The sequence below is a fragment of the Pseudomonas sp. DG56-2 genome (genome assembly GCF_004803755.1).
GTDB classification, from domain to species: Bacteria; Pseudomonadota; Gammaproteobacteria; order Pseudomonadales; family Pseudomonadaceae; genus Aquipseudomonas; species Aquipseudomonas auratipiscis.
On the sequence record NZ_CP032311.1, the window covers coordinates 2651696 to 2671764 of the forward strand.

The 20069-nt window shown below is 57.5% G+C and carries 17 protein-coding genes; 9 read left to right on the forward strand and 8 right to left on the reverse strand.

Annotated features, from left to right (window positions below; genetic code table 11):
- The first annotated feature begins 4 nt into the window (after positions 1-4).
- Both D3Z90_RS12000 and D3Z90_RS12005 read left to right on the forward strand, forming a co-directional pair.
- Positions 5-1573: an EAL domain-containing protein gene (locus tag D3Z90_RS12000; RefSeq protein WP_136475998.1), complete on the forward strand. Its 1569-nt coding sequence runs from the start codon at positions 5-7 to the stop codon at positions 1571-1573.
- A 44-nt stretch (positions 1574-1617) separates the two neighbouring features.
- Positions 1618-1911, forward strand: a complete 294-nt coding sequence (locus D3Z90_RS12005; RefSeq protein ID WP_136475999.1) for a hypothetical protein — start codon at positions 1618-1620, stop codon at positions 1909-1911.
- A gap of 139 nt (positions 1912-2050) precedes the next feature.
- Here D3Z90_RS12005 and D3Z90_RS12010 read toward each other — a convergent pair whose 3' ends face one another.
- The 7 genes from D3Z90_RS12010 to D3Z90_RS12040 all read right to left on the reverse strand — a co-directional run bounded on the left by D3Z90_RS12010 (position 2051) and on the right by D3Z90_RS12040 (position 10330).
- Positions 2051-4357, reverse strand: coding sequence for a lipase family protein (locus tag D3Z90_RS12010; protein WP_136476000.1), 2307 nt, complete (start codon positions 4355-4357; stop codon positions 2051-2053).
- Complete coding sequence (locus D3Z90_RS12015; protein WP_256658356.1) at positions 4354-5202, reverse strand: hypothetical protein; 849 nt, start codon at positions 5200-5202, stop codon at positions 4354-4356. Before D3Z90_RS12015 ends, D3Z90_RS12010 begins: the two co-directional genes overlap by 4 nt.
- Positions 5199-6041, reverse strand: coding sequence for a hypothetical protein (locus tag D3Z90_RS12020; RefSeq protein ID WP_136476001.1), 843 nt, complete (start codon positions 6039-6041; stop codon positions 5199-5201). The genes D3Z90_RS12015 and D3Z90_RS12020 overlap by 4 nt, the downstream gene beginning before the upstream one ends.
- Positions 6038-6790 carry a hypothetical protein gene (locus D3Z90_RS12025; protein WP_256658357.1) on the reverse strand — a complete coding sequence of 251 codons (753 nt, stop codon included), beginning with the start codon at positions 6788-6790 and terminating at the stop codon, positions 6038-6040. The genes D3Z90_RS12020 and D3Z90_RS12025 overlap by 4 nt, the downstream gene beginning before the upstream one ends.
- Positions 6791-6831: 41 nt before the next feature.
- Positions 6832-7680, reverse strand: coding sequence for a DUF4123 domain-containing protein (locus D3Z90_RS12030; protein WP_136476002.1), 849 nt, complete (start codon positions 7678-7680; stop codon positions 6832-6834).
- The gene (locus tag D3Z90_RS12035) at positions 7677-9695 is read right to left on the reverse strand and encodes a type VI secretion system tip protein VgrG (protein ID WP_136476003.1); all 2019 of its coding nucleotides are present in this window, start codon (positions 9693-9695) and stop codon (positions 7677-7679) included. Before D3Z90_RS12035 ends, D3Z90_RS12030 begins: the two co-directional genes overlap by 4 nt.
- A 194-nt stretch (positions 9696-9889) precedes the next feature.
- Positions 9890-10330 carry an Rrf2 family transcriptional regulator gene (locus tag D3Z90_RS12040; RefSeq protein WP_136476004.1) on the reverse strand — a complete coding sequence of 147 codons (441 nt, stop codon included), beginning with the start codon at positions 10328-10330 and terminating at the stop codon, positions 9890-9892.
- Positions 10331-10538: 208 nt separating this feature from the next.
- On the opposite strand from D3Z90_RS12040, the gene D3Z90_RS12045 reads away from it, so the two are divergent.
- The 5 genes from D3Z90_RS12045 to D3Z90_RS12065 are packed head-to-tail and all read left to right on the forward strand — an operon-like array spanning position 10539 to position 16345.
- On the forward strand, positions 10539-12140 hold the full coding sequence (locus D3Z90_RS12045; protein ID WP_136476005.1) for an ABC transporter substrate-binding protein: 1602 nt from the start codon (positions 10539-10541) through the stop codon (positions 12138-12140).
- A gap of 51 nt (positions 12141-12191) precedes the next feature.
- Positions 12192-13151, forward strand: coding sequence for an ABC transporter permease (locus D3Z90_RS12050; protein ID WP_136476006.1), 960 nt, complete (start codon positions 12192-12194; stop codon positions 13149-13151).
- A 3-nt stretch (positions 13152-13154) separates the two neighbouring features.
- Complete coding sequence (locus tag D3Z90_RS12055; RefSeq protein WP_136476007.1) at positions 13155-13982, forward strand: ABC transporter permease; 828 nt, start codon at positions 13155-13157, stop codon at positions 13980-13982.
- A gap of 2 nt (positions 13983-13984) precedes the next feature.
- Complete coding sequence (locus D3Z90_RS12060) at positions 13985-15631, forward strand: ABC transporter ATP-binding protein (RefSeq protein ID WP_136476008.1); 1647 nt, start codon at positions 13985-13987, stop codon at positions 15629-15631.
- Between the two features lie 12 nt (positions 15632-15643).
- On the forward strand, positions 15644-16345 hold the full coding sequence (locus D3Z90_RS12065) for an NAD(P)H-dependent oxidoreductase (protein ID WP_136476009.1): 702 nt from the start codon (positions 15644-15646) through the stop codon (positions 16343-16345).
- A gap of 7 nt (positions 16346-16352) precedes the next feature.
- On the opposite strand, the gene D3Z90_RS26940 is transcribed toward D3Z90_RS12065, so the two are convergent.
- Positions 16353-16634 carry a hypothetical protein gene (locus tag D3Z90_RS26940; protein ID WP_218571429.1) on the reverse strand — a complete coding sequence of 94 codons (282 nt, stop codon included), beginning with the start codon at positions 16632-16634 and terminating at the stop codon, positions 16353-16355.
- A gap of 20 nt (positions 16635-16654) precedes the next feature.
- On the opposite strand from D3Z90_RS26940, the gene D3Z90_RS12070 reads away from it, so the two are divergent.
- Together D3Z90_RS12070 and D3Z90_RS12075 are read left to right on the forward strand one after the other, a co-directional pair.
- Positions 16655-17626 (forward strand): YCF48-related protein, encoded by a 972-nt coding sequence (locus tag D3Z90_RS12070; RefSeq protein WP_136476010.1) that lies wholly within the window; start codon positions 16655-16657, stop codon positions 17624-17626.
- Positions 17627-17635: 9 nt separating this feature from the next.
- Entirely contained in the window at positions 17636-20056 is a 2421-nt protein-coding gene (locus tag D3Z90_RS12075) for an RND family transporter (RefSeq protein WP_136476011.1), read from the forward strand.
- The last annotated feature ends 13 nt before the right edge of the window (positions 20057-20069 follow it).

The following is a 20069-nucleotide window of genomic DNA, read 5'->3' on the forward strand; positions in this document are numbered from 1 at the left end:
TTTCATGAAACGCTCACGGATACGTGTATTCGGAGTCTTGGCCGGTGCTTTGTGTGTAGTGGTGTGCTTAACCAGCAGCGCGTACCTCGGCTGGTTGCTGGTGCTGCATGACACGGAGGCGCAGTTGGACGATCTGGCCGAACTGGCGGTACGCAGGGCGGATAGCACCCTGGCCCAGGCAGGCGAGGCACTCAGGCAACTGGCGGACTCAGGGTTGCCGGCCTGTTCGCCGTCGGGCATTGAACAGATGCGCCTGATTGCATTGAACACCTTGTTCGTAAAATCGGTCGGCTATACCGAAGAAGATGTCTACGCCTGTAGCTCCAGCGGAGCATGGGCGCCGGAGGGGCCAACCTTCGCGGAAGATTTCCAGACATCCGAAGGGGTCTACGTATCGTTGAACGGGCATACAGACGTTAATGCCGTTAATGGCAAGCTTACCCTGCAGTACGCCGCGTTTCGGCTACTGGTAGACCCCGAACCGCTCCAGGACACCTCGTTGAAACCGGGTTTTCGCCTGGCGTTGGGTGCCGGTTCCGGTCGTTGGATGGAGCAGCGCCACGCCGACGGTTTCACCCAGTTGCTGACACTGGTTCATGAGGGCCGTCGGCCGATGTTGGTCGGCGACTATATCTACAAGTGGGTGACGCACGGCAATTGGCAGGCAGTGGTGGCCCTGTCCAGGGAGGCGCTACTTGCCAATCTATGGCGCAAGCAACTTATCGCGCTGCCGATCGGAGTGGCAGTGGCACTCTACGGATTGCGGGAAATAGCACGCTATACCAACGCTCGTCTGTCACCGATGGCCGAACTGCGAGGCGCTATTGAACAAGGCAATATTCATGCGTTTTATCAACCCATCATTGACCTGCATAGCGGTCGTTGCGTGGGGGCTGAAGCGTTGGTGCGATTGAAACAAAGCGATGGCACCTGGGCGACGCCCGAACGCTTCCTGACGCTGGCAGAAGAGAGTGACTTGATCGAGGACATCACCGAGAACGTCCTCCTCGCTGTGTGTGACGACTTAGGCGAGTACCTGCGTTCGGACCCTTGCAAGCATGTCTCGATAAACCTTGCGGCCAGGGATATCTGCAGCGGTCGATACCTTGACGTGCTGAGTAACGCGATTGCCCGCGCAGGCATCAATGCGCAGCAGGTCTGGCTGGAAGTTACCGAGAGCAGCCTGTTGGACTTTGAACCTGCGTGTGAGCACCTGACAGTCAGCCGCCAGCGCGGCCACCCGATAGCCCTGGATGACTTCGGCACCGGTTATTCCAGCTTGCAGTACGTGCAGCATCTGCCCATCGACCTGCTGAAAATCGACCGCACCTTCGTGGCGCGAATTGACGACGACAAAGCGTGCCCAGTGCTGGAACTGACTATCGCCCTGGCTCAGGAAATGGGGCTGGTCATGGTAGCCGAGGGCATAGAGACACAGCAGCAAGTGGCCTTTTTGCGCACCCGAGGCATTGAATTTGGCCAGGGCTGGCTATTTGGCAAACCCATGCCGGTCGCTGAGTTCATCGCCTACAGCGAACACAGGGCGGCTACTCGGCAACTAATCAACGTTTAAACCCACCGAAAATGCTCGTCGATAAGACGAGTCAGGAGAGCAGTATGAAAACGGCACTACTACCACTGGTTCTGCTTGCAGCATCCGGCATTGCCAACGCGGGCATCCCGCAATTGAACGCCACCTGCCCAGGCAATCTGGACATCCATGCCGATCAAGGTGGACCTGTCTACATAAATGGCAAGGAAGGAAAGCTGAAAAAAATCAATGACGAGAACTTTGAAATCAAAGGTGCTGGCGTAACCATCAGCCTGGGCATCAACCCGGACGGTACGCCGTGGATGTCCTATACGGGCAAACACAGGGCCAATGGTATTTGCACGATAAAGAACAGCTGAGTTCAGGGCATCTGGATGCTTGGGCCGTGTCGGTCACGACTCGCAAGAAGGCGAGGCTGCATGGCCCGAAGCAGGTGAGGTTGGGGCTTGAGAGAGCGGTAGCTCATTGCACCATGCTGGGGGCGTGCTTTGAGGTTCACTACAGCGACTCAATATCAAAACTGTAGGGCTGACCCGGTACGTATCCGCCAACGATAGAGGCAATTGCCGCATCATCGTCGGCAGCAGACTGGGGAATCATTGCCAAGGGGGCCGGTGCGAGGTTTTCAAGGTGTTCACGCCAGCGCAGAAGAACCTGCGCGAGTAGCTCAGGCTGGGAGGCAAACTGGCCATAAACATCGGCCTGCGTTATGGTCTTTTCGAGTAACGTGCGCAGTCGGGTTTGGGTCATGTACAGCTTACGGATCTCCCGATCCAGTTTACTTATCTGTGTATTCTTTACTTGAACATCGCCTCGCAGGCGCGGGCCAGATTCTGCCTTCAAGGTGTTCAACTGTCTGATCACGCTGTTTAAAGCGCCGCTGACGCGGTCAAACTCGGTGTCTGTAATGCGCTTGAGGTTGTCTTCACGTGCCTTTTGCCAGCGTCGAAGGGTTGCCCAGCAATTGGGGATATAGCTACCGGTCATTGAGTGGTTGGCGTTGTCGAGCAACTGCTGCCAGAAAGACCCTCGTACAGGTAACCCATCAATTTCCTGTAGCACGCGTGCACAGCCACGATCAGTGATAGTGCGACATCCCGGTTCCCAGAGAATGGATGACTGCCCCACCAGTCCCAAATCCACCGCCATGAAGTGACGCAGCTTGCCGTGGTGTGTGTAAGATTCCCCGGTCAAGTTGGTGTTGCCCGTGATCAAGAACAGCGTTCCGATTGCCGTACTGAGTGGAAGGACCTCAAAACCCTTCGCAATTCTTGCCATTGAAAAATACATCCATGGGGCCGGCAAGCTTGGCACCGGATCGTTGTGATTAACGATGCGGTGATGGACCAATGCGCTTGCACCTTCAACAAATGTAGCGTCGCCTGCTCGTGGGGCACCGTAGGTGTAGAGCAGAATATTGAGCTCAAAACGGTCGTCACGTCGTAGTATTTCCGCCAGTATCAGTGCTATTGCACCGCCTAGACTATGCCCGGTAATGACTAGTTTTTGTCCGCTATGGAATCTTTTCAGGTATTCAAACACAAACTTAGCGACGACCCGAGCTGCCTCATAGAAGCCGTTATGTACGTTGCCCACCCCTTCATCGAAAAGTACTTGGCGTGCGTCAGCATCACGTAAGCCGTCTGGTAGTACTTCGCTCGTTCCGCGTACGGAGATTAAAATCAACTCGTCGTGATGGGTAATAAATGCTTGCGTGTCAGTATCTTCGTTTATATTTCGGTCATCGAACCAGTGGAGTTTCGCCGGATTCTCTTGTGCACGTCCGAGGTTGGGGTTGTTAACATCTGGGTACAGTTGCGGATCGAACGGCACCACTTCCAGGCGCTTGGAATAGGGTACTTCTTCATACAGGGGGTAAAACGCCTTACCTTCGTGCTGGGCAGCATCTACTTGCCACAGCTCGTCAAACTGCGCCAAGGCATGGCCGAACCAGTTTCCGCTGCTAGGTTGCGTCGGAAAACTCACGGTTTCGGTCTCAACCGGGTGGGTGGCGGGGTTCTGACTGAAGTCGGTGTAGCTCAGGGTCGCCATCAGCGCCAGTTGATACATGTTTAGCGCACAGAACTCGTCGGCTGTCGACAAAATTGGCCGCAGTGCCCGCAAAGGCCGAACCTCGAGCACGTAGTGTCGGTTGGGTAGCAGGGCAATTCCTCTCGCGGTAGGCGGTGACGGAGCCACCCCCCGCTGAGTTGCAGGGGTATCTCCATTGAGGATGTGTTCGGATACGTGATTGACCTGTTCATGGCTGCCCACAGCCGTTTCAGCGGGCTGACGGAACAGCGCATGTACATACTTGTCAGGTGGGAAGGTTCGGCTGACGAGGGGTGGCAGGTGCGCGATGTGCTCCACCAGTTCACTGACTTCAACCTGGTAGAACACACTTGCGCTCTCTTGGGCGGGGTTTGAGCTTGTTCTTACGCCGGTTGTGTTGAAAAAGCGAGTTTGTTCTGCGCGTACTTGTAGTTCTGTGATGGGAAGAGGGTAATGGTCTCTGTTTTGTAACCGCTCGTAGAGCTTTTCATTTCCTGTATACGGTTGGGTCAACATGAGCCATACAGGGCCGGCGTAATGTTTGTGTACCTTGCTGGCGCCTTTTTTGTTTAATCTTCCAGTGTAAGTGGCTCCTTCATAATCGACTAACTTGTATGATAAGAATGCATAACTCAGTTCGTCACCGAATTCGTCAACTAACTGAAAGCTGGTCGTGTGGTCGCGAGTAGGGCAAGCGTGAACCAGGCCTGAAAAAGATTTTCTTTCAGCTTCCAAGGTTGAAATAAGTTTCATGGGGTTACATCCTTGCTTTCAGTGCAGTCGGGATAGATTGTGCAGATGCGTCCATCTATCATTCTGAATGTGCTAAAGTTATTGAGGTTGCCGCGACAGAAGGCATCTTGGTCTTCGAAGCTTTCACCCATGCAGCGCTTCCAGCCACCGGGAACCTTGACCCACGTATCTTTCATATAGGGGCGTTCTGCATCAGTTAATTTAATTTTCAGCCTTACAGCCTTTCCCGGAAGTTGATCCAATGTATAAGCCGAGAAAGGCTTGCCGATGGCAATCTCTCCCAATTCATCTGTTTTTCGGCAGGTAAGGATTTTGGTGATGTATCTATTGGCGCCGATGGTGCGGAATAACCACTGGCACTCCCCATAAAACTCACTTAATCCAATGTCATTGAATGTGCGTATAAAGCGAGTCGGTAGTTCGGGATGTACCGAAAACTGGGCGCGGTCAAAGCTGGAGTAGGCACGTTTTGCGTTTCTGCTATGTATGCCAAAAATCTTTACCTCCGCATGATTCAACATGAGTGCGCATCCGCTCACGGTTCTGAACAGTTGAACCTCAGAGATAGGTTTGTATTCTTTACCTAGACGATTGAAAACGACTTTTGTATTTCTCCCGCCCGGCACACTGCAGGTTTCTCCGGTGGCAGGTACGTACGCAGCGGTTAACCTGTAGGTGAAGTCGGGTGGTAGGTCTGCAGTAAAAGTAAAACTTTTCGAGGGTGTTAGTAGCCAGTAGGTTGAGACTGAAATTAGGAATATGCCAACGACCATAAATATAAAAATAGCCTTCCTGCGACTACCAGATCTTTCTTTGCAAGCTATAGGTGGAGAGGTGGCCGTCATGGAGTTATCTCCTTGCTCTCGGTGCAGCCGGGGTAGATTGTGCAGATGCGTCCATCTATCATTCTGAATGTGCTAAAGTTATTGAAGTTGCCGCGACAGAAGGCATCTTGGTCTTCGAAGCTTTCACCCATACAGCGCTTCCAGCCACCGGGAACCTTGATCCACGTATCTTTCATATAGGGGCGTTCTGCATCAGCTAGTTTAATTATCAGATTTACAGTTTTGCCCGGAAGTTGATCCAATGTATAACCTGCGAAAGGCTTGCCGTTGTCAATTTTTCCCAGTTTATTCGTTTTCCGACAGGAAAGAATTCTTACTATGTTTCGCTTGCGGCTAACGGTGCGAAATAGCCATTGGCACTGCCCATAAAACTCACTCAAGCCAGTATCATTGAAGGTGCCTATTACACGTTTTGGCAGATCATCACCTACCGCCAGCTTGGCGTAATCAGAAGAGGTGTATGCGCGCTTTTGACTCACGCTGCTAATTCCGATTATGTCGATTTCTAAATCATACAACATCAACGAACAACCGCTCACCGTTCTGAATAGCAGCACCTCAGAGATCGGTTTGTATTCTTTACCCAGACGATTGAAAGCTACTTTTGTATTTCTTCCGCCCGGCACACTACAGGTTTCTCCGGTGGCAGGTACGTACGTAGCGATTAAGCTGTAGGTAAAGTCGGGTGGTAGGTCTGCGGTAAAAGTAAAGCTTTTCGAGGGTGTTAGTGGCCAGTAAGTTAAAATTAGGGATATGCCCAAGGCCATAAATATAAAAGCAGCCTTCCTGTAACTACCAGATTTTTCTTTGCAAGCTACAGGTGGAGAGGTGGCCATCATGGCGTTACTTTCTTGCTTTCAGTACAACCTGGATAGATAGTGCATACGCGACCATCTACCATGCGAAACGTGCTGAAGTTTTCATGGTTGCCATTACAAAATGCGTGTTGATCTGCAAAGCTTTTACCCATGCAGCGCTTCCAACCACCGGGAACTTTAATCCAGGTATCTTTCATGTAGGGTAACTCCACATCGGCCATCTGTATGTTCAGTTTTATCGTATTCCCTCTAAGTTGTTCCAGGTTGTACGCCGAAAATGGTCGGCCGTTTGCTATGTTTCCATGCGCATCTGTTTTTCGGCAGAACAGGATTTTTGTAATGTAACGCTCAGGACCGATGGTGCGAAAAAACCATTGGCACTGCCCGTAAAACTCATTTAGTGAAGAATTATTGAATTTGTGTTCAAGGTGTTTTGGTAGTTTCGCCGTGACCGAAAATTGGGCGCGGTCAAAGCTGGAGTAGGCACGTTTTGCGTTTCTGCTATGTATGCCAATAATCTTTACCTCCGCATGATTCAACATGAGCGCGCATCCGCTCACGGTTCTGAACAGTTGAACCTCGGAGATGGGGTTGTATTCTTTGCCTAGACGATTGAAAACCACCTTTGTATTTCTCCCGCCCGGCACGCTGCAGGTTTCTCCGGTGGCAGGCACGTACGCAGCGGTTAACCTGTAGGTAAAGTCGGGGGGTAGGTCTGCGGTAAAAGTAAAGCTTTTCGCTGGTTCTGATAGCGCCCAAATCAGGGCCAAGGTTATGCAGGCTCCCAAGCCCAAGGCTTTAGTAAGTGGCCTCACAGCGGTAATTTCCCTTGCCAATACAGGACTTCCGTTCGCATACGTTCAAAGTGAGCTTGTGGCGCTTCGTTGGGCTGAGGCTTCCAGGCCGTTGGTAGGGTGAAGTTTTGTGCTTGTAAGCTCTGGATTAACAAGAAATGGATATGTTCAGGGGCGTGCAAGCCCCAGGTGTGCGCCAAGGCCAGTACTTCGCGCAGCCATGAGTCGAGATCGCGTTGCTTGGCCACCTTGACCAGGGTGTCGGTATGTTCGCGCATCAGGAAGCGGCGGCAGTTGTCGAACAATATTTGCGCGTAGGTGGTTTCGGGCGTGGGTGTCGCCAACCACGCAGGGGTCACGGGAAGTGGGTGCTCAGCGGGATCGAGGTTATCGGTAACTTTCCAGCCATCGGTCTGCCAATAGCATACGCTCGCCATGGGGCCGAGGTATTCGGGGAGCTGTTCCGGTTGCAGGTGTGCCAAGGCGCGACCCAACACACGGTTATCGTGCATGCGGTAGATCGCCTGGTTTGGACGCTCTCCGGTTACCAGACGATTGCGCCAATGGCGGGTCAGTACGTCAATCGGGATATCACCAGCGCTGGCCAGCCAGCCCCAGTGCAGCTGGGGTGTAGCGAGGAGTGCTTGCAACGCGGGATGTTCTGCCGACTCCAGGTGAAAGAGGTAGGGCGCGACGTTGACCAGCGATTGCGCCGCTGTGGCTACGTAAAAGTTGCGGTACCGGTTGGGCCCGAGCGAATTGATCAGTGCGTTGCGCTCATCAAGGTGACCCACGGAGTCCAGCACCAGGTACAGGTTCCGTTCGAGGGATGCTTGGGTATCGAGCCATTTTTCAGGCGTGGTCATACGCGATCTCCGATGCTGCACAGGCCATCGCGACAGGCTTCGCAAAGCGGGCAGTAGTCCGCTGCGTTTTGCTTGGCACTGGTAATGATGGACATGGGGCAGGCAAGGCTGGCGACTGCGTCCTGGGCGGCCTGTGATGGCGAAAGTGCGACGACTGGAGCCCCACCGAGCTCGATTGCAGTGGTGCTGAAAATTCCTCCGGGCGTTATAACGATATGCTGGCCTGCAGCTTTCAAGCTGATGCTGACCCCAGCCTCAAGGATCAGTTGGGCGCCAGCCTTGAGATGAGCTTGTTGTCCTGCTTCAATTGCGAGCGTTTGACCGATGCGGGTGTGGCTGCTGTTTGCCACCTGCAGGTTGTCGTTGGCCTTGAGCTCGACTTTGCGATCAGCCATGACAGTCTGCTGGTCTTCCGCCTCCAGCACCGCAATACTGTTGCCCTTGATGGTTTCCAGGCGCTGGTTGCCGACCTCCAGGCGACTGTCGTTCTCGATCTTTTGTTCCAGGTCGCGCTGGGCGCGCAGGTAGATCAGCTCTGTGCCACTACGGTCTTCGATCGATAATTCGTTGTAGCCACCACTGTGCGGTGAGCTTTGGCTGCGCAGCACGGTCCTGGTTTTGTTGGCAGGTAAGGGGTAGGGCACGGCCTTCGCCTTGTTGGCCACACAGCCGGTAATCAGTGGGTGATCGGGGTTGCCCTCCAGGTAGGTGACCACCACTTCCATGCCGATGCGTGGAAGGACCACCGCACCAAAGCCCGCGCCGGCCCACGCGGAGGATACGCGCAACCAGCAACTGCTCTGGTCGCTGTTCAGCTCGGTGCGGTCCCAATGGAACTCGACGTGGACCCGGCCGTATTCATCGCAATGGATTTCTTCTCCAGGCGGTCCTGTAACCCGAGCAGTCTGGCTAACCAGAACCGATGGGCGCTCGACAAGCGCAGGTCGATAGAACACGTCCCAGGGAATCGCCCTGAAGCGGTTGCGGTAGCCCTGGTTGAATCCGTCCTGGGCTTGGCTGTCGTGGCTAGCCGACTCTTCCAGCACCTGCGGCTGTTTGCCCTGATGGGTCACGCTGAGCAGCAGCCACAACGCGTTGCAGCGCGCGCGCGGGTGTTCGCTCAAGGTGAAGAAGTGACCACTGCGCAGTGCTGGCTGATCACTTTCGCCTTCGCTCAGTTGGGCGTCGTGGCGATGCTGTTCCAGGGCTTGACGGGCAAGTTGTTGGCCGCGTGCTTCGGTGTCACGCTGCTGCGGGTAGCGATAGTCTTCAAGGGTGGGGCTCGACCCGCTGCGCCAGCGGCTTTCCAGCAAGCGGCTTGGCCGTTGCAGGTCGTAATCGCGGCGGCTGACGCTGCCGGTTCGGGTGCTCAAACGCTGGGAAAACTGGTGAACCACCGGATGCTCGGCGACCATGCCGCTGCCTTGCAGATAGGGCGTGGTTCCCAGGCGCGGGAAATAGGTCTGATCAGCGCTGAACACCAGCTTGTGGCCATCGATGCTGTGCTGGTAGTGCCAGGCAATGCCTTCTTCGCTGCATAGCCGCTGGATGAAACCAAAGTCGCTTTCGAAATACTGCGTGCAATATTCGCGCTTGGGGCAGGTGCTGACATGCATGCTGAACGCGTCGGCAAGAATGCCATGGCCCTTGAGCACTTCGGCAACAATCTCAGGCACGCTCAGCGCCTGGAAAATCCGCTGGTTGTGGCTGAACTGCAGATAGTGCAGGGCGGGCACCAGGGTCAGTTGGTAATGGGTCAGGCGCTTGCCGACTTCGCCGACCTGGACCTCTTCGATCAGTCCATGCAGCCCTTCGCCGTTGAGGTCAAAGCGCAAAAAGGCCGGCTGCCCGAGCAGGCGCTCGAGATCGAAATTGGCATGCTCGCTGACCAGTTCGATGCGAATCGCGTACAAGCTGCTGATGGCTTCGGTGCCCTCGAATGCCCGCACCTTGAAGTCGTTGCGAACAGAGGGAATGAGCAGTTCAAACTGCGCGGTGTTGGCCGAGGCGAACATAGGCTAGTCCTTAAGCGGGGCGTGCAGGTCATCGACGCCCACCCTGGGAAGCGCCATACCCGCAGCACCCTAATAAGGACTGCAATAAAATGATGTAGGACCGCTCCTAAAGCCAGATCAGAAGTTTCAATTTCTCCATGAACTGGCTGAAAACCAGCACCGAAAACCGACGTAAACGCGCCCCAGAGGCAACTTCAAGCCTGCTCGGTTTTTTCCAATGGCGGGTCGAAGGCAACGAACAGCTGGTCGGCGCTGATTGCACCGAGGTCCAGCCGCATGTTGGCTTCGAGCATGGCAAACAGGCGGGTGAACACCTCGAACACCTTGCAGTGGTCTTCCATGCCGGAGAATGGGTTGTCGATTTTCTCGGCGATCAACGAGCTTTCCTGCACGGCGTCATACACCTCGCGCAGGGTGATTTCGCTCGCCGGACGCGCCAGGGTCAAGCCGCCGTGCGCGCCGCGCCAGGATCTGAGGATGTTGGCCTTGACCATCAGCGAGACCAGGCTGCGCACGCGGGTAGGGTGAGTCTTGACCCATTTGGCAATGGTCTCGGTACGCAGTTTCTGCGGGGCGTTGGCGGCCACGAACGACAGAATGTACGAGGCGGTTATCAAGCGGGTCGACTGGCTCATGGCTTGCTCAATCCTGTGAAAGTGTTCACTCAAACTCAGTAGCAACGGGGTGTAGCTGGCCGCATTAGGCCCCTGCAAAAAGGTGCTTGGCAACCGTGTGCTGATGAGTCTAATGTAATTGTCACGATGACAAATACAAATATTTGCAGCATCGATGCGTGCGAGGTCGGCAAAATCCTTTTCTCTGCGGTTCAACAGGGGCAATGCCATGAGCGATAACAACAACAAAATTACTCAAGCGATGCACGACAGCGGCTTGCCGCGTCGCGATTTTCTGAAATACAGCGCCGCTGCGGCGGCCGTGGCCGGGGCGTTTTCCCTGGGGTTGCCGATGCAAGGCTGGGCCGAGGAGGCCACACCCAAGGCCGGTGGTGTACTGCGCATGGGCTTGGCCGGTGGCAGCACCACCGATTCGCGCGATCCCGGCACCTGGAGCGATACCTTCACCTTTGTCGGTTTTTCTGCGGTGTACAACACCCTCAGTGAAATCGACGTGGACGGTAGCGTCATTCCTGAGCTGGCCGAGCGCTGGGCGTTGAGTCCCGACGCGCGGATCTGGACGTTCACCCTGCGCAAGGGCGTTACCTTTCACAACGGCAAAACCCTCGATGCCGATGACGTGGTGGCTTCTATCCAGCATCACTTGGGCGACACATCTACCTCGGCGGCCAAGACCGTGCTGGGTGACGTCGCCCAGGTGCGTGCCGAAGGTACCGATACTGTGGTGTTCGAATTGCATTCGGGCAACGTCGACTTTGCCTATGTGGTTGCCGACTATCACTTGGCGATCATGCCGGCCAAGGACGGTGTGGTTGACTGGCAGTCTGGCGTTGGAACCGGCGGCTATCGTCTCAAGGGCTTCGAGCCCGGTGTGCGCATGGACCTGGAGCGCAGCCCGGATTACTGGAAAGCAGGCAGGGCGCATTTCGCCAGTGCCGAACTGCTGGCCATTGCCGACGGCGCTGCGCGGGTCAACGCGCTGGTTACCGGCCAGGTCGACGTGATCAACAAGGTCGACCTGAAGACCGTGGCCCTGCTCAAGCGCAACCCGAACCTGGCCATCGAGGAAACCAAAGGCGCCCAGCACTACACCTTTCCGATGCTCACCGACAGTGCGCAGTTTCAGGACAACAACGTTCGCCTTGCGCTCAAGCATGCGATCAACCGTGAAACCTTGCTGGCCTCGGTGCTCTATGGTTATGGCCAGATCGGCAACGATCACCCGATCCAGCCCGGCAGTCGTTTTATCAATACTGCCCTGGAACAGCGCAGCTATGACCCGGACAAGGCGCGTTTCTACCTGCGTCAGGCGGGGCTCGACTCGCTCAAGGTACGCCTGCAGGCCTCCGATGCCGCTTATACCGGCGCAGTAGACGCTTCAGTGTTGTTCAAGGAACAGGCACGCCAGGCCGGTATCGACATCGATGTCGTGCGCGAACCGGCTGACGGTTTTTTCACCAACGTCTGGATGAAGCAACCGTTCACTACCTCATTCTTCTACAGCAGCCTGACCGCCGACCGCATGTTCAGCATCGGCTACGCCAAAGGCGCGGCGTGGAACGAGACACACTGGGACAACCCGCGTTTCAACCAACTGCTCAATGCCGCCCGTGGCGAGATGAACGCGCCACTGCGCCAGGAAATGTACAACGAAATGCAGGCACTGTGCCGCGATGACGGCGGCGCCATCGTGCCGCTGTTCGCAAGCTCAGTGGCGGCACGCTCCAAGCGTGTGGCCCATGGCGGGCTTACTGCGCCCTATGGCGAGCTCGATGGCCTGCGCTTGATCGAGCGTTGGTGGCAGGCCTGAGTTCGGGCCCGAGCCATCACCTTTCGTTGTGCCTGTTGGAGGAGCTGTTCGGTGAATAGTCTTTATAAACTGCTTGTGCAGCGCCTGGCCCTGGGGTTGTTGTCGCTGTTTGCGGTATCGGTAATCATCTTTCTCGCTGTGGGGATGCTGCCCGGCGATGTCGCCCAGGCCATGCTTGGCCAGGCCGCGACGCCAGAAACCGTGGCAGCGCTGCGCGCACAACTGGGCATGGATGTACCGGCGTTGACCCGCTTCGGCCATTGGGCCTGGCAATTGCTGCAGGGCGATCTGGGCGTGTCGCTTGCCAACCAGCGGCCGATTGCCGATCTGATCGGTGCGCGCCTGGCCAATACCTTCAGCCTCGCCGCGCTTGCCGCTTTGATTTCGGTGCCGCTGGCGTTGCTGCTGGGGATGCTTGCCGCGTTGTATCGCAACAGCTGGTTTGATCGGCTGCTCAATACCAGTGCCTTGAGTGCGGTGTCGTTTCCGGAATTCTTCGTTGCCTACATCCTGATCCTGGTCTTTGCAGTCAAGCTCAACTGGTTGCCGAGCATCTCCAATTTGAGTCCAGGGGCGAGCTTCGCCGAGGTCCTGGAACGCTCGCTACTGCCGGTGCTGACCCTGAGCCTGGTGGTGGTCGCGCAGATGATGCGCATGACCCGTGCGGCACTCATCAACCTGTTGGCCAGCCCGTACATCGAGATGGCCCGGCTCAAGGGCATCAGCCCGGCACGCATCATCTTCTACCACGCCTTGCCCAACGCCCTGGCACCGATCATCAACGTCGTCGCCCTGAACCTTGCTTACCTGGTGGTTGGCGTGGTGGTGGTCGAAGTGGTGTTCGTTTACCCAGGCCTGGGCCAGTTGCTGGTCGATTCGGTGGCCAAGCGCGATATTCCGGTGGTGCAGGCCTGCAGCCTGATCTTTGCCGCCACCTACATCTTGCTCAATACCACGGCCGATGTGCTGTCGATTGCCAGCAATCCACGCCTGATGCATCCGAAGGGGTAACGCATGAGCATGATCAAACAACTGTCGCGTGCGCCCTTGAGCGCCAAGTTCGGCCTGCTGGTGATTGTCGTGTATGTGCTGGTGGCCGTGTTTGCCCCGGTACTGGCGCCCTATGGCGAAACCCAAGTGGTGGGCGAGGGCTTTGCGCCTTGGGGCGGTGAATTCCTGCTGGGCACCGATAACCTCGGGCGAGATATGTTCAGCCGCCTGGTCTACGGCGCACGCAATACCTTGGGCATCGCCTTTCTGACCACGGTGCTGGCTTTTGCTCTCGGTGGCTTTTGCGGCCTGGTGGCCGCGATCAAAGGCGGCTGGATCGATCAGGGCCTGTCGCGGGTGGTGGATATTCTGATGGCCATCCCGCAACTGATTTTTGCCTTGCTGATTCTCAGTGTGGTGGGCACCACGGCCACCTCGCTGGTTCTGGTGATTGCGCTGCTCGATGCCACCCGCGTGTTTCGCCTTTCGCGGGCGGTGGCCATGAACGTGGTGGTACAGGACTTTGTCGAGGCCGCACGCCTGCGGGGTGAAGGGCTGTGGTGGCTGGTGAGCCGCGAGGTGCTGCCCAATGCTGCAGCGCCGCTGATTGCCGAGTTCGGCCTGCGTTTTTGCTTTGTGTTTTTGTTCATCAGTGCGCTGTCGTTCCTGGGCCTGGGCATTCAGCCGCCAACGGCCGACTGGGGCAGCATGGTGCGTGACAACGCGGTGTTGATCACCTTTGGGGACATTAGCCCGCTGTTGCCAGCGCTGGCGGTGGCGTTGATCACAGTCAGCGTCAACTTTGTCGTGGATTGGGTCCTGCACGCATCCAGCGGCCTCAAGGAGTGCTGAAAATGACTGGCATTACGAACCAAGCGCCGTTGCTGGAAATCCGCGATCTGCGTATCGAGGGTCACTACGAAGATGCCTGGCATCCGTTGATCAAGGGCATCGACCTGACCCTGCAACGGGGTGAGGTATTGGGCCTGATCGGCGAGTCGGGGGCGGGCAAGTCGACCCTGGGCCTGGCCGCGATGGGGTATGTGCGTGACGGCTGCCGGATCACGGGCGGCTCGGTACGTTTCGATGGTATGGAGTTAGTCGGCGCCCGTGCCGAAACCTTGCGTGGGCTGCGCGGTCTGCGCATCGCCTACGTCGCGCAAAGCGCTGCTGCCTCATTCAACCCGGCCCATCGCCTGATTGACCAGCATGTCGAGAGCGCAGTGAAAAATGGCGGAATAAGCCGCACCCAGGCCGAGGCCGAAGCGGTGCAGCTGTACCGGGTGTTGGGGCTGCCTAACCCCGAGCAGATCGGCCAGCGCTACCCGCATCAGGTGTCTGGCGGTCAGTTACAGCGGGTGATGACCGCCATGGCCATGGCCTGCCACCCCGATCTGATTGTATTTGATGAGCCCACCACGGCACTCGACGTCACCACCCAGATTGAAGTGCTGGCGGCGATTCGAGATGCGGTCAAGACCTACGGCAGTGCTGCGCTGTACATCAGTCATGATCTGGCCGTTGTCGCGCAGATGGCCGACCGCATCATGGTGCTGCGCCACGGCAAACTGGTCGAAGAAGCCGACACCCGCAGCATGCTCGACGCACCCACGCAGGAATACACCAAGTCGTTGTGGGCGGTACGCAGCTTCCACACCGAGCCAAAACCAAGCCCCGCGCAGGGCGAGCCCTTGCTTGAGGTTCGCCAGGCCTGTGCCAGTTACGGCCAACAGCCGGTGCTGCATGATGTGTCATTGAAACTGCACCGGGGCCAGACGCTGGCGGTGATCGGCGAGTCGGGCAGCGGCAAAAGCTCAACGGCCCGCTTGATCACTGGCCTGTTGCCGCCCAGCGCTGGACAGGTGTTGTACGCAGGCCAGGCATTGCCGGCTGACTTTCGTCAACGGAGCAAGGAGCAATTGCGCCGCGTGCAGATGATCTATCAGATTCCCGACACCGCGCTCAATCCGCGCCAGCGCATCGTCGACATCATCGGCCGGCCACTGACGTTCTACCTGGGACTCAAGGGCCAGGCCATGCGCAAGCGGGTCGCCGAGTTGCTGGAGATGATCGAACTTGACCCGGCGCTGTACATGGAGCGGCAGCCGCGAGAGCTGTCTGGCGGACAAAAGCAGCGAATTTGCATTGCCCGGGCGCTGGCTGCCGAGCCTGAGCTGATCATTTGCGATGAAGTGACCTCGGCCCTGGATCAGTTGGTCGCCGAGGGCGTGTTGAAGTTGCTCAACCGTATCCAGCAGCAGTTGGGCGTTGCGTATCTGTTCATAACCCACGATGTTGCCACGGTGCGTGCCATCGCCGATGAAGTGCTGGTCATGCAGCGCGGACGGGTGGTCGATCATGGCAGCCGCGAACACATCTTTACTCCACCTCATCAGGACTACACCGGCCTGCTGTTCTCTTCCGAGCCAGAAATGGATCCGGACTGGTTGGACCGACTGTTGGCTTCACGTGCAGCACCTTCTACCGTGCAACCTGCTTAAAGGAATGTTTTCATGAAAGTATTGATCGTCCATGCCCATCCAGAACCGCAATCGTTCACTGCTGCCTTGCGCGATCAGGCGGTGCAGACGCTCGAGGCCCAGGGGCATCAGGTTCAGGTCAGTGATCTGTATGCGATGAACTGGAACCCGGTGGCCAGTGCCGAAGACTTCAGCGCTCGAGAAAACCCCGAGTACCTGGTCTATGCCCTGGAACAGCGCCTTGGGGTTAAAAGTGGATCGATTGCCGCTGATATCCAGCAAGAACTGGACAAGTTGCTCTGGGCCGATCTTGTCGTGTTCAACTTTCCGATCTTCTGGTTCTCGACGCCGGCGATCCTCAAGGGCTGGTTCGATCGGGTACTGGTGTCCGGGGTTTGCTATGGCGGCAAGCGCTTCTATGACCAGGGTGGCCTGGTGGGCAAAAAAGCCCTGGTGACCGTCACCCTTGGCGGGCGCGAGCACATGTTTGGCGAAGGTGCGATTCACGGTCCGCTGGAAGACCTGTTGCGCCCGCTGTTGCGCGGCACCCTGGCGTATGTCGGCTTTGAGGTACTCGAGCCGTTCGTGGCCTGGCACGTGCCGTACATCAGTGAAGACGCCCGCACGGCGTTCTTGCACAGCTACCAGCAGCGCCTGGAGCATTTGTCGGATGACCTGCCGCTGACGTTCCCGCGCCTGTCGCAATTCGATGAGGCGCTGTACCCCTTGGCCTGACGCGTTTTCAGGCACTTTCGCGGGGCAGCGTCCGCTCGCCCCCAGCACTCTTACCCTTATCTACTGCCGCAACTGCGTTACGCGTTGCGGCACGCTCATGATCAGAGTTGGCAAACAATCGCCACAGGACAAAAGCGACTTTTTGTAAGCCATATGGACGATGCTGCCAGGCTATCCAGGCGTGATTATTCAGTGCAGGCAATGCCCCCTTTACGTTTCGCGCAACCCGCGTGAAGCGCAGCAGAACAAGAGGATTGGCCGCATGAATGTCCTTGTGTACCTGAGTCATGCCACAACGGAGCGACCACTATGCGCTCGTTGATCGGATATCTGGTTTGCCTGGTGGTGGCGGCAACCATCGTCTTCGCTTTCGCCCCAAGGTCGGCGCCGGAACCCGGGGACGATCCCTTGCGCACTGATCGCATGCAAATCAACGCGCTGCTCAAGCTGAACGATCGGGTGCTGGCGGTAGGCGAGCGTGGCAGCATTTTGTTCAGCGATGACCAGGGCATCAGTTGGCACGCCGCTGAGCTTACGCCACAACGCAATGTCGCCCTCACCGGGTTGGTCGACCTGGGCCAGCAACGGCTGTTGGCGGTGGGGCATGACGGCTGGATTCTGCGCTCTACCGACGGCGGTAGCCATTGGCAGGAAGTACGCCATGACCAAAACCTTGGCGAGCCGCTGCTGGGCGCCTGGGCTGCAGGTGCTGAGCGGGTGTTGGCCTATGGCAGCTTTGGCAAGTTCTACCAGTCCGACGACGCCGGCCTGAGTTGGCGCACCTTGGAACTGGAAGTCGACAACGCGCATTTGAACAGCATGGATGGCGGCGCAGACGGGCGGCGCATGCTGGTTGGCGAGCAGGGCCTGGTATTGCGCAGCAACGATGCCGGCCAGCATTGGCAGGCGCTGCCGGCGTTCTACAACGGCTCGCTGTTTGGCGTGGTGCGGTTGAGTGCCGATCGCTGGGTCAGCTACGGCATGCGCGGCCACGTGTTTGTCAGTCAAGACTTTGGCAGCAGTTGGACGCAGCTCAAAGTGGGCAACACCTTGCCGCTGTATGGCCATGTGCGCCTGCCCGAACAGGGTGGCTTGCTGATCGTCGGCGCCGGGGGTTCGTTGGTGCGCCTTGATGAGCGCGGCCAGTTGGTCGGTGTCGGTCGCCTGGCCGGGCTTGGCACCTTGACCTCTGCGGTAATGCTCGGCTCGCGCTTGTTGGTCGGCGGCGAGCGTGGCGTATTCCAGGATTCCGGTGGCAGCGTTGCCGCCCTTGGCAAGTGAGAGGCGGCAATGAATCAAGCTAAAAGCTGGGTAGCGCGCGGAGTCGAACGTATTGCCGACTACCTGATGGCATGGCGCAAGGGCCTTCTGCTGCTGTTCGTGTTATTGACCCTGGGCCTGGGTTACAGCGCCACGCACACCCATCTGGATCCAGGCTTCAGCAAGCAGATTCCAGTGCGCCATGAGTTCATGGTCAACTTTCTGCGCTTCAGCCAGTATTTTACCGGCGCCAACCGCTTTCTGGTCAGTGTGCGTTGGAAGGGTGAAGGCGACATTTACAATGCGCAGTTTCTCGATACCTTGCGCAAGGTCAGCGACGAGGTGTTCTTCATTTCTGGGGTCAACCGCGCCAGCGTGACGTCGCTGTTTACCGCTAACGTGCGCTACATCGAAATCACCGAAGAGGGGTTCTTTGGTGATGTGGTGGTACCGCCACGCTTCGACGGCTCCCCCCAGGACCTGGCCCAGGTGCGCAGCAACGCCGCAGCCTCCGGGCAGATCGGACGGCTGGTGGCCAATGACCTGAAGTCGGCGATGGTCCGTGCCGACCTGCAGGACCTGGATCCTCAGACCGGTAAACCGGTGGATTACGCCCAGGTTGCGCAGCACCTGGAGGACATTCGCGCCAAGTACGGCAACGAGCAGATTGAAATCAACATCGTCGGCTTTGCCAAGCTGGTCGGTGATGTCGTGGAAGGGCTGAACACGGTCATCGGCTTCTTTGTCATTGCCTTTCTGATCACCGGCGCCTTGCTGTGGCTGTACTCCCGCTCCTGGCGCCTGACCGTGGTAGCGCTGGTGGTGGCACTGCTGCCGGTGGTCTGGTTACTGGGCCTGCTGCCGTTGCTGGGCCTGGGCATCGACCCAATGTCGATTCTGGTGCCGTTCCTGATTTTCTCCATTGGTGTATCCCATGCGGTGCAAATGACCAACGCGTGGAAGCAGGAGGTGCTGGCCGGCCGCAGTTCAGTGCAGGCCGCCCACGGTGCATTCTGCAAAATCTTCATTCCCGGCTCCCTGGCGCTGTTGATGAATGCCCTGGGGTTTGCCGTGATCATGCTCATTGATATTCCCATCGTGCACGAGCTGGGGGTCACCGCCTGTATCGGCGTGATGCTGATGATCATCACCAACAAATTGATGTTGCCGGTGATCATCGCCGACCTGCGTCTGGAGCCGTCGGTGTTGCGCCGTGCCAAGGCCGACAGTGGCAGCCGCCATCGATTGTGGTGGAAGTTGTCGGCGCTGGCCGAGCCCAAGCCTGCGTTGAGCGTGTTTGCCTTGAGCCTGTTGCTGCTGGCAGCGGGGGCCTACAAGGCACGCGACCTGGCGGTGGGTGATATCGGCGCCGGTGCGCCGGAACTGCGCGCCGATTCACGCTACAACCTCGATAACGAGAAGATCGTCGGCAGCTACTCCATCGGCCTGGATGTGCTCTCGGTGTTCGTCGAGGTCAAGGGTATTGAGGAAGGCTGTCTGTCGCCTGAGGTGATGCGCGCGGTTGAAGCCTTCGACTTTCGCATGCGCGCGGTCAAAGGCGTGCAGTCGGTACAGAGCGTGGCAGGCATGGGCAAGGTGATCATTGCCGGCAACAACGAAGGCAACCCGCGCTGGGCAGCCATTCCGGGTTCGGCCCGAGGCTTGAGCCAGGGCGCCCGCGCCTACATGCCGGACGACGGATTGGTCACGGACGGCTGTCAGCAGATGCAGATTCTGGTGTTTCTCGCCGATCACGAGGGTGCCACGGTCAGCCATGTGCTTGCCGAGGCGCGGCGTATTATCGACCAGGTCGGCACGCCTGAGTTGACGTTCTACCTGGCCGGCGGCAACGTCGGGGTTATGGCAGCCTCCAACGAGGCGGTCAAACATGCCGAGATTTTCATGCTCGCGGCATTGTTTGGCTCGGTCGCGCTATTCTGCTGGCTGACGTTCCGCTCCATTCGCGCGGTGTTGTGCATCCTCGTGCCGCTGGCAATTGTCGCCATCCTCTGCAATGCGCTGATGGCGCTGCTGGGCATCGGTCTGAAAGTGGCCACTTTGCCGGTGATGGCGTTGGGGGTTGGGGTTGGGGTCGACTACGGCATCTACTTGTACGAACGTATCCAGCATGAAATGGCTGCCGGTGCGAGTCTGCGTGAAGCCTTTTACCAAGCGATGTGCCAGCGTGGTACGGCGGCTGTGTTCACGGCCCTGACCATGTCCATCGGGGTCATCACCTGGGCCTTCGCACCGTTGAAATTCCAGGCCGACATGGGCGTGCTGCTGTCGTTCATGTTCCTGGTCAACGTACTTGGGGCAATTTTTCTTTTGCCGGCGCTGGCCGCCTGGTTCAACCGTGGCCGCCGACTGGTGGCCAGCAAGCCCGCAGCACCTGCGCCACAAGGGGAATACCCGTTGAAATCGAGCCCGGCTGCACGTGATTCACAGTGACCTGAAAATAAAC

Coding starts and splice junctions, on each gene's coding strand:
- D3Z90_RS12070 (WP_136476010.1), top strand. CDS start 16,655: ATGCGCTCGTTGATCGGATATCTGGTTTGCCTGGTGGTGGCGGCAACC.
- D3Z90_RS12075 (WP_136476011.1), top strand. CDS start 17,636: ATGAATCAAGCTAAAAGCTGGGTAGCGCGCGGAGTCGAACGTATTGCC.
- D3Z90_RS12010 (WP_136476000.1), bottom strand. CDS start 4,357: ATGAAACTTATTTCAACCTTGGAAGCTGAAAGAAAATCTTTTTCAGGC.
- D3Z90_RS12035 (WP_136476003.1), bottom strand. CDS start 9,695: ATGTTCGCCTCGGCCAACACCGCGCAGTTTGAACTGCTCATTCCCTCT.
- D3Z90_RS12060 (WP_136476008.1), top strand. CDS start 13,985: ATGACTGGCATTACGAACCAAGCGCCGTTGCTGGAAATCCGCGATCTG.
- D3Z90_RS12005 (WP_136475999.1), top strand. CDS start 1,618: ATGAAAACGGCACTACTACCACTGGTTCTGCTTGCAGCATCCGGCATT.
- D3Z90_RS26940 (WP_218571429.1), bottom strand. CDS start 16,634: ATGACTCAGGTACACAAGGACATTCATGCGGCCAATCCTCTTGTTCTG.
- D3Z90_RS12015 (WP_256658356.1), bottom strand. CDS start 5,202: ATGACGGCCACCTCTCCACCTATAGCTTGCAAAGAAAGATCTGGTAGT.
- D3Z90_RS12055 (WP_136476007.1), top strand. CDS start 13,155: ATGAGCATGATCAAACAACTGTCGCGTGCGCCCTTGAGCGCCAAGTTC.
- D3Z90_RS12000 (WP_136475998.1), top strand. CDS start 5: ATGAAACGCTCACGGATACGTGTATTCGGAGTCTTGGCCGGTGCTTTG.
- D3Z90_RS12065 (WP_136476009.1), top strand. CDS start 15,644: ATGAAAGTATTGATCGTCCATGCCCATCCAGAACCGCAATCGTTCACT.
- D3Z90_RS12020 (WP_136476001.1), bottom strand. CDS start 6,041: ATGATGGCCACCTCTCCACCTGTAGCTTGCAAAGAAAAATCTGGTAGT.
- D3Z90_RS12030 (WP_136476002.1), bottom strand. CDS start 7,680: ATGACCACGCCTGAAAAATGGCTCGATACCCAAGCATCCCTCGAACGG.
- D3Z90_RS12045 (WP_136476005.1), top strand. CDS start 10,539: ATGAGCGATAACAACAACAAAATTACTCAAGCGATGCACGACAGCGGC.
- D3Z90_RS12040 (WP_136476004.1), bottom strand. CDS start 10,330: ATGAGCCAGTCGACCCGCTTGATAACCGCCTCGTACATTCTGTCGTTC.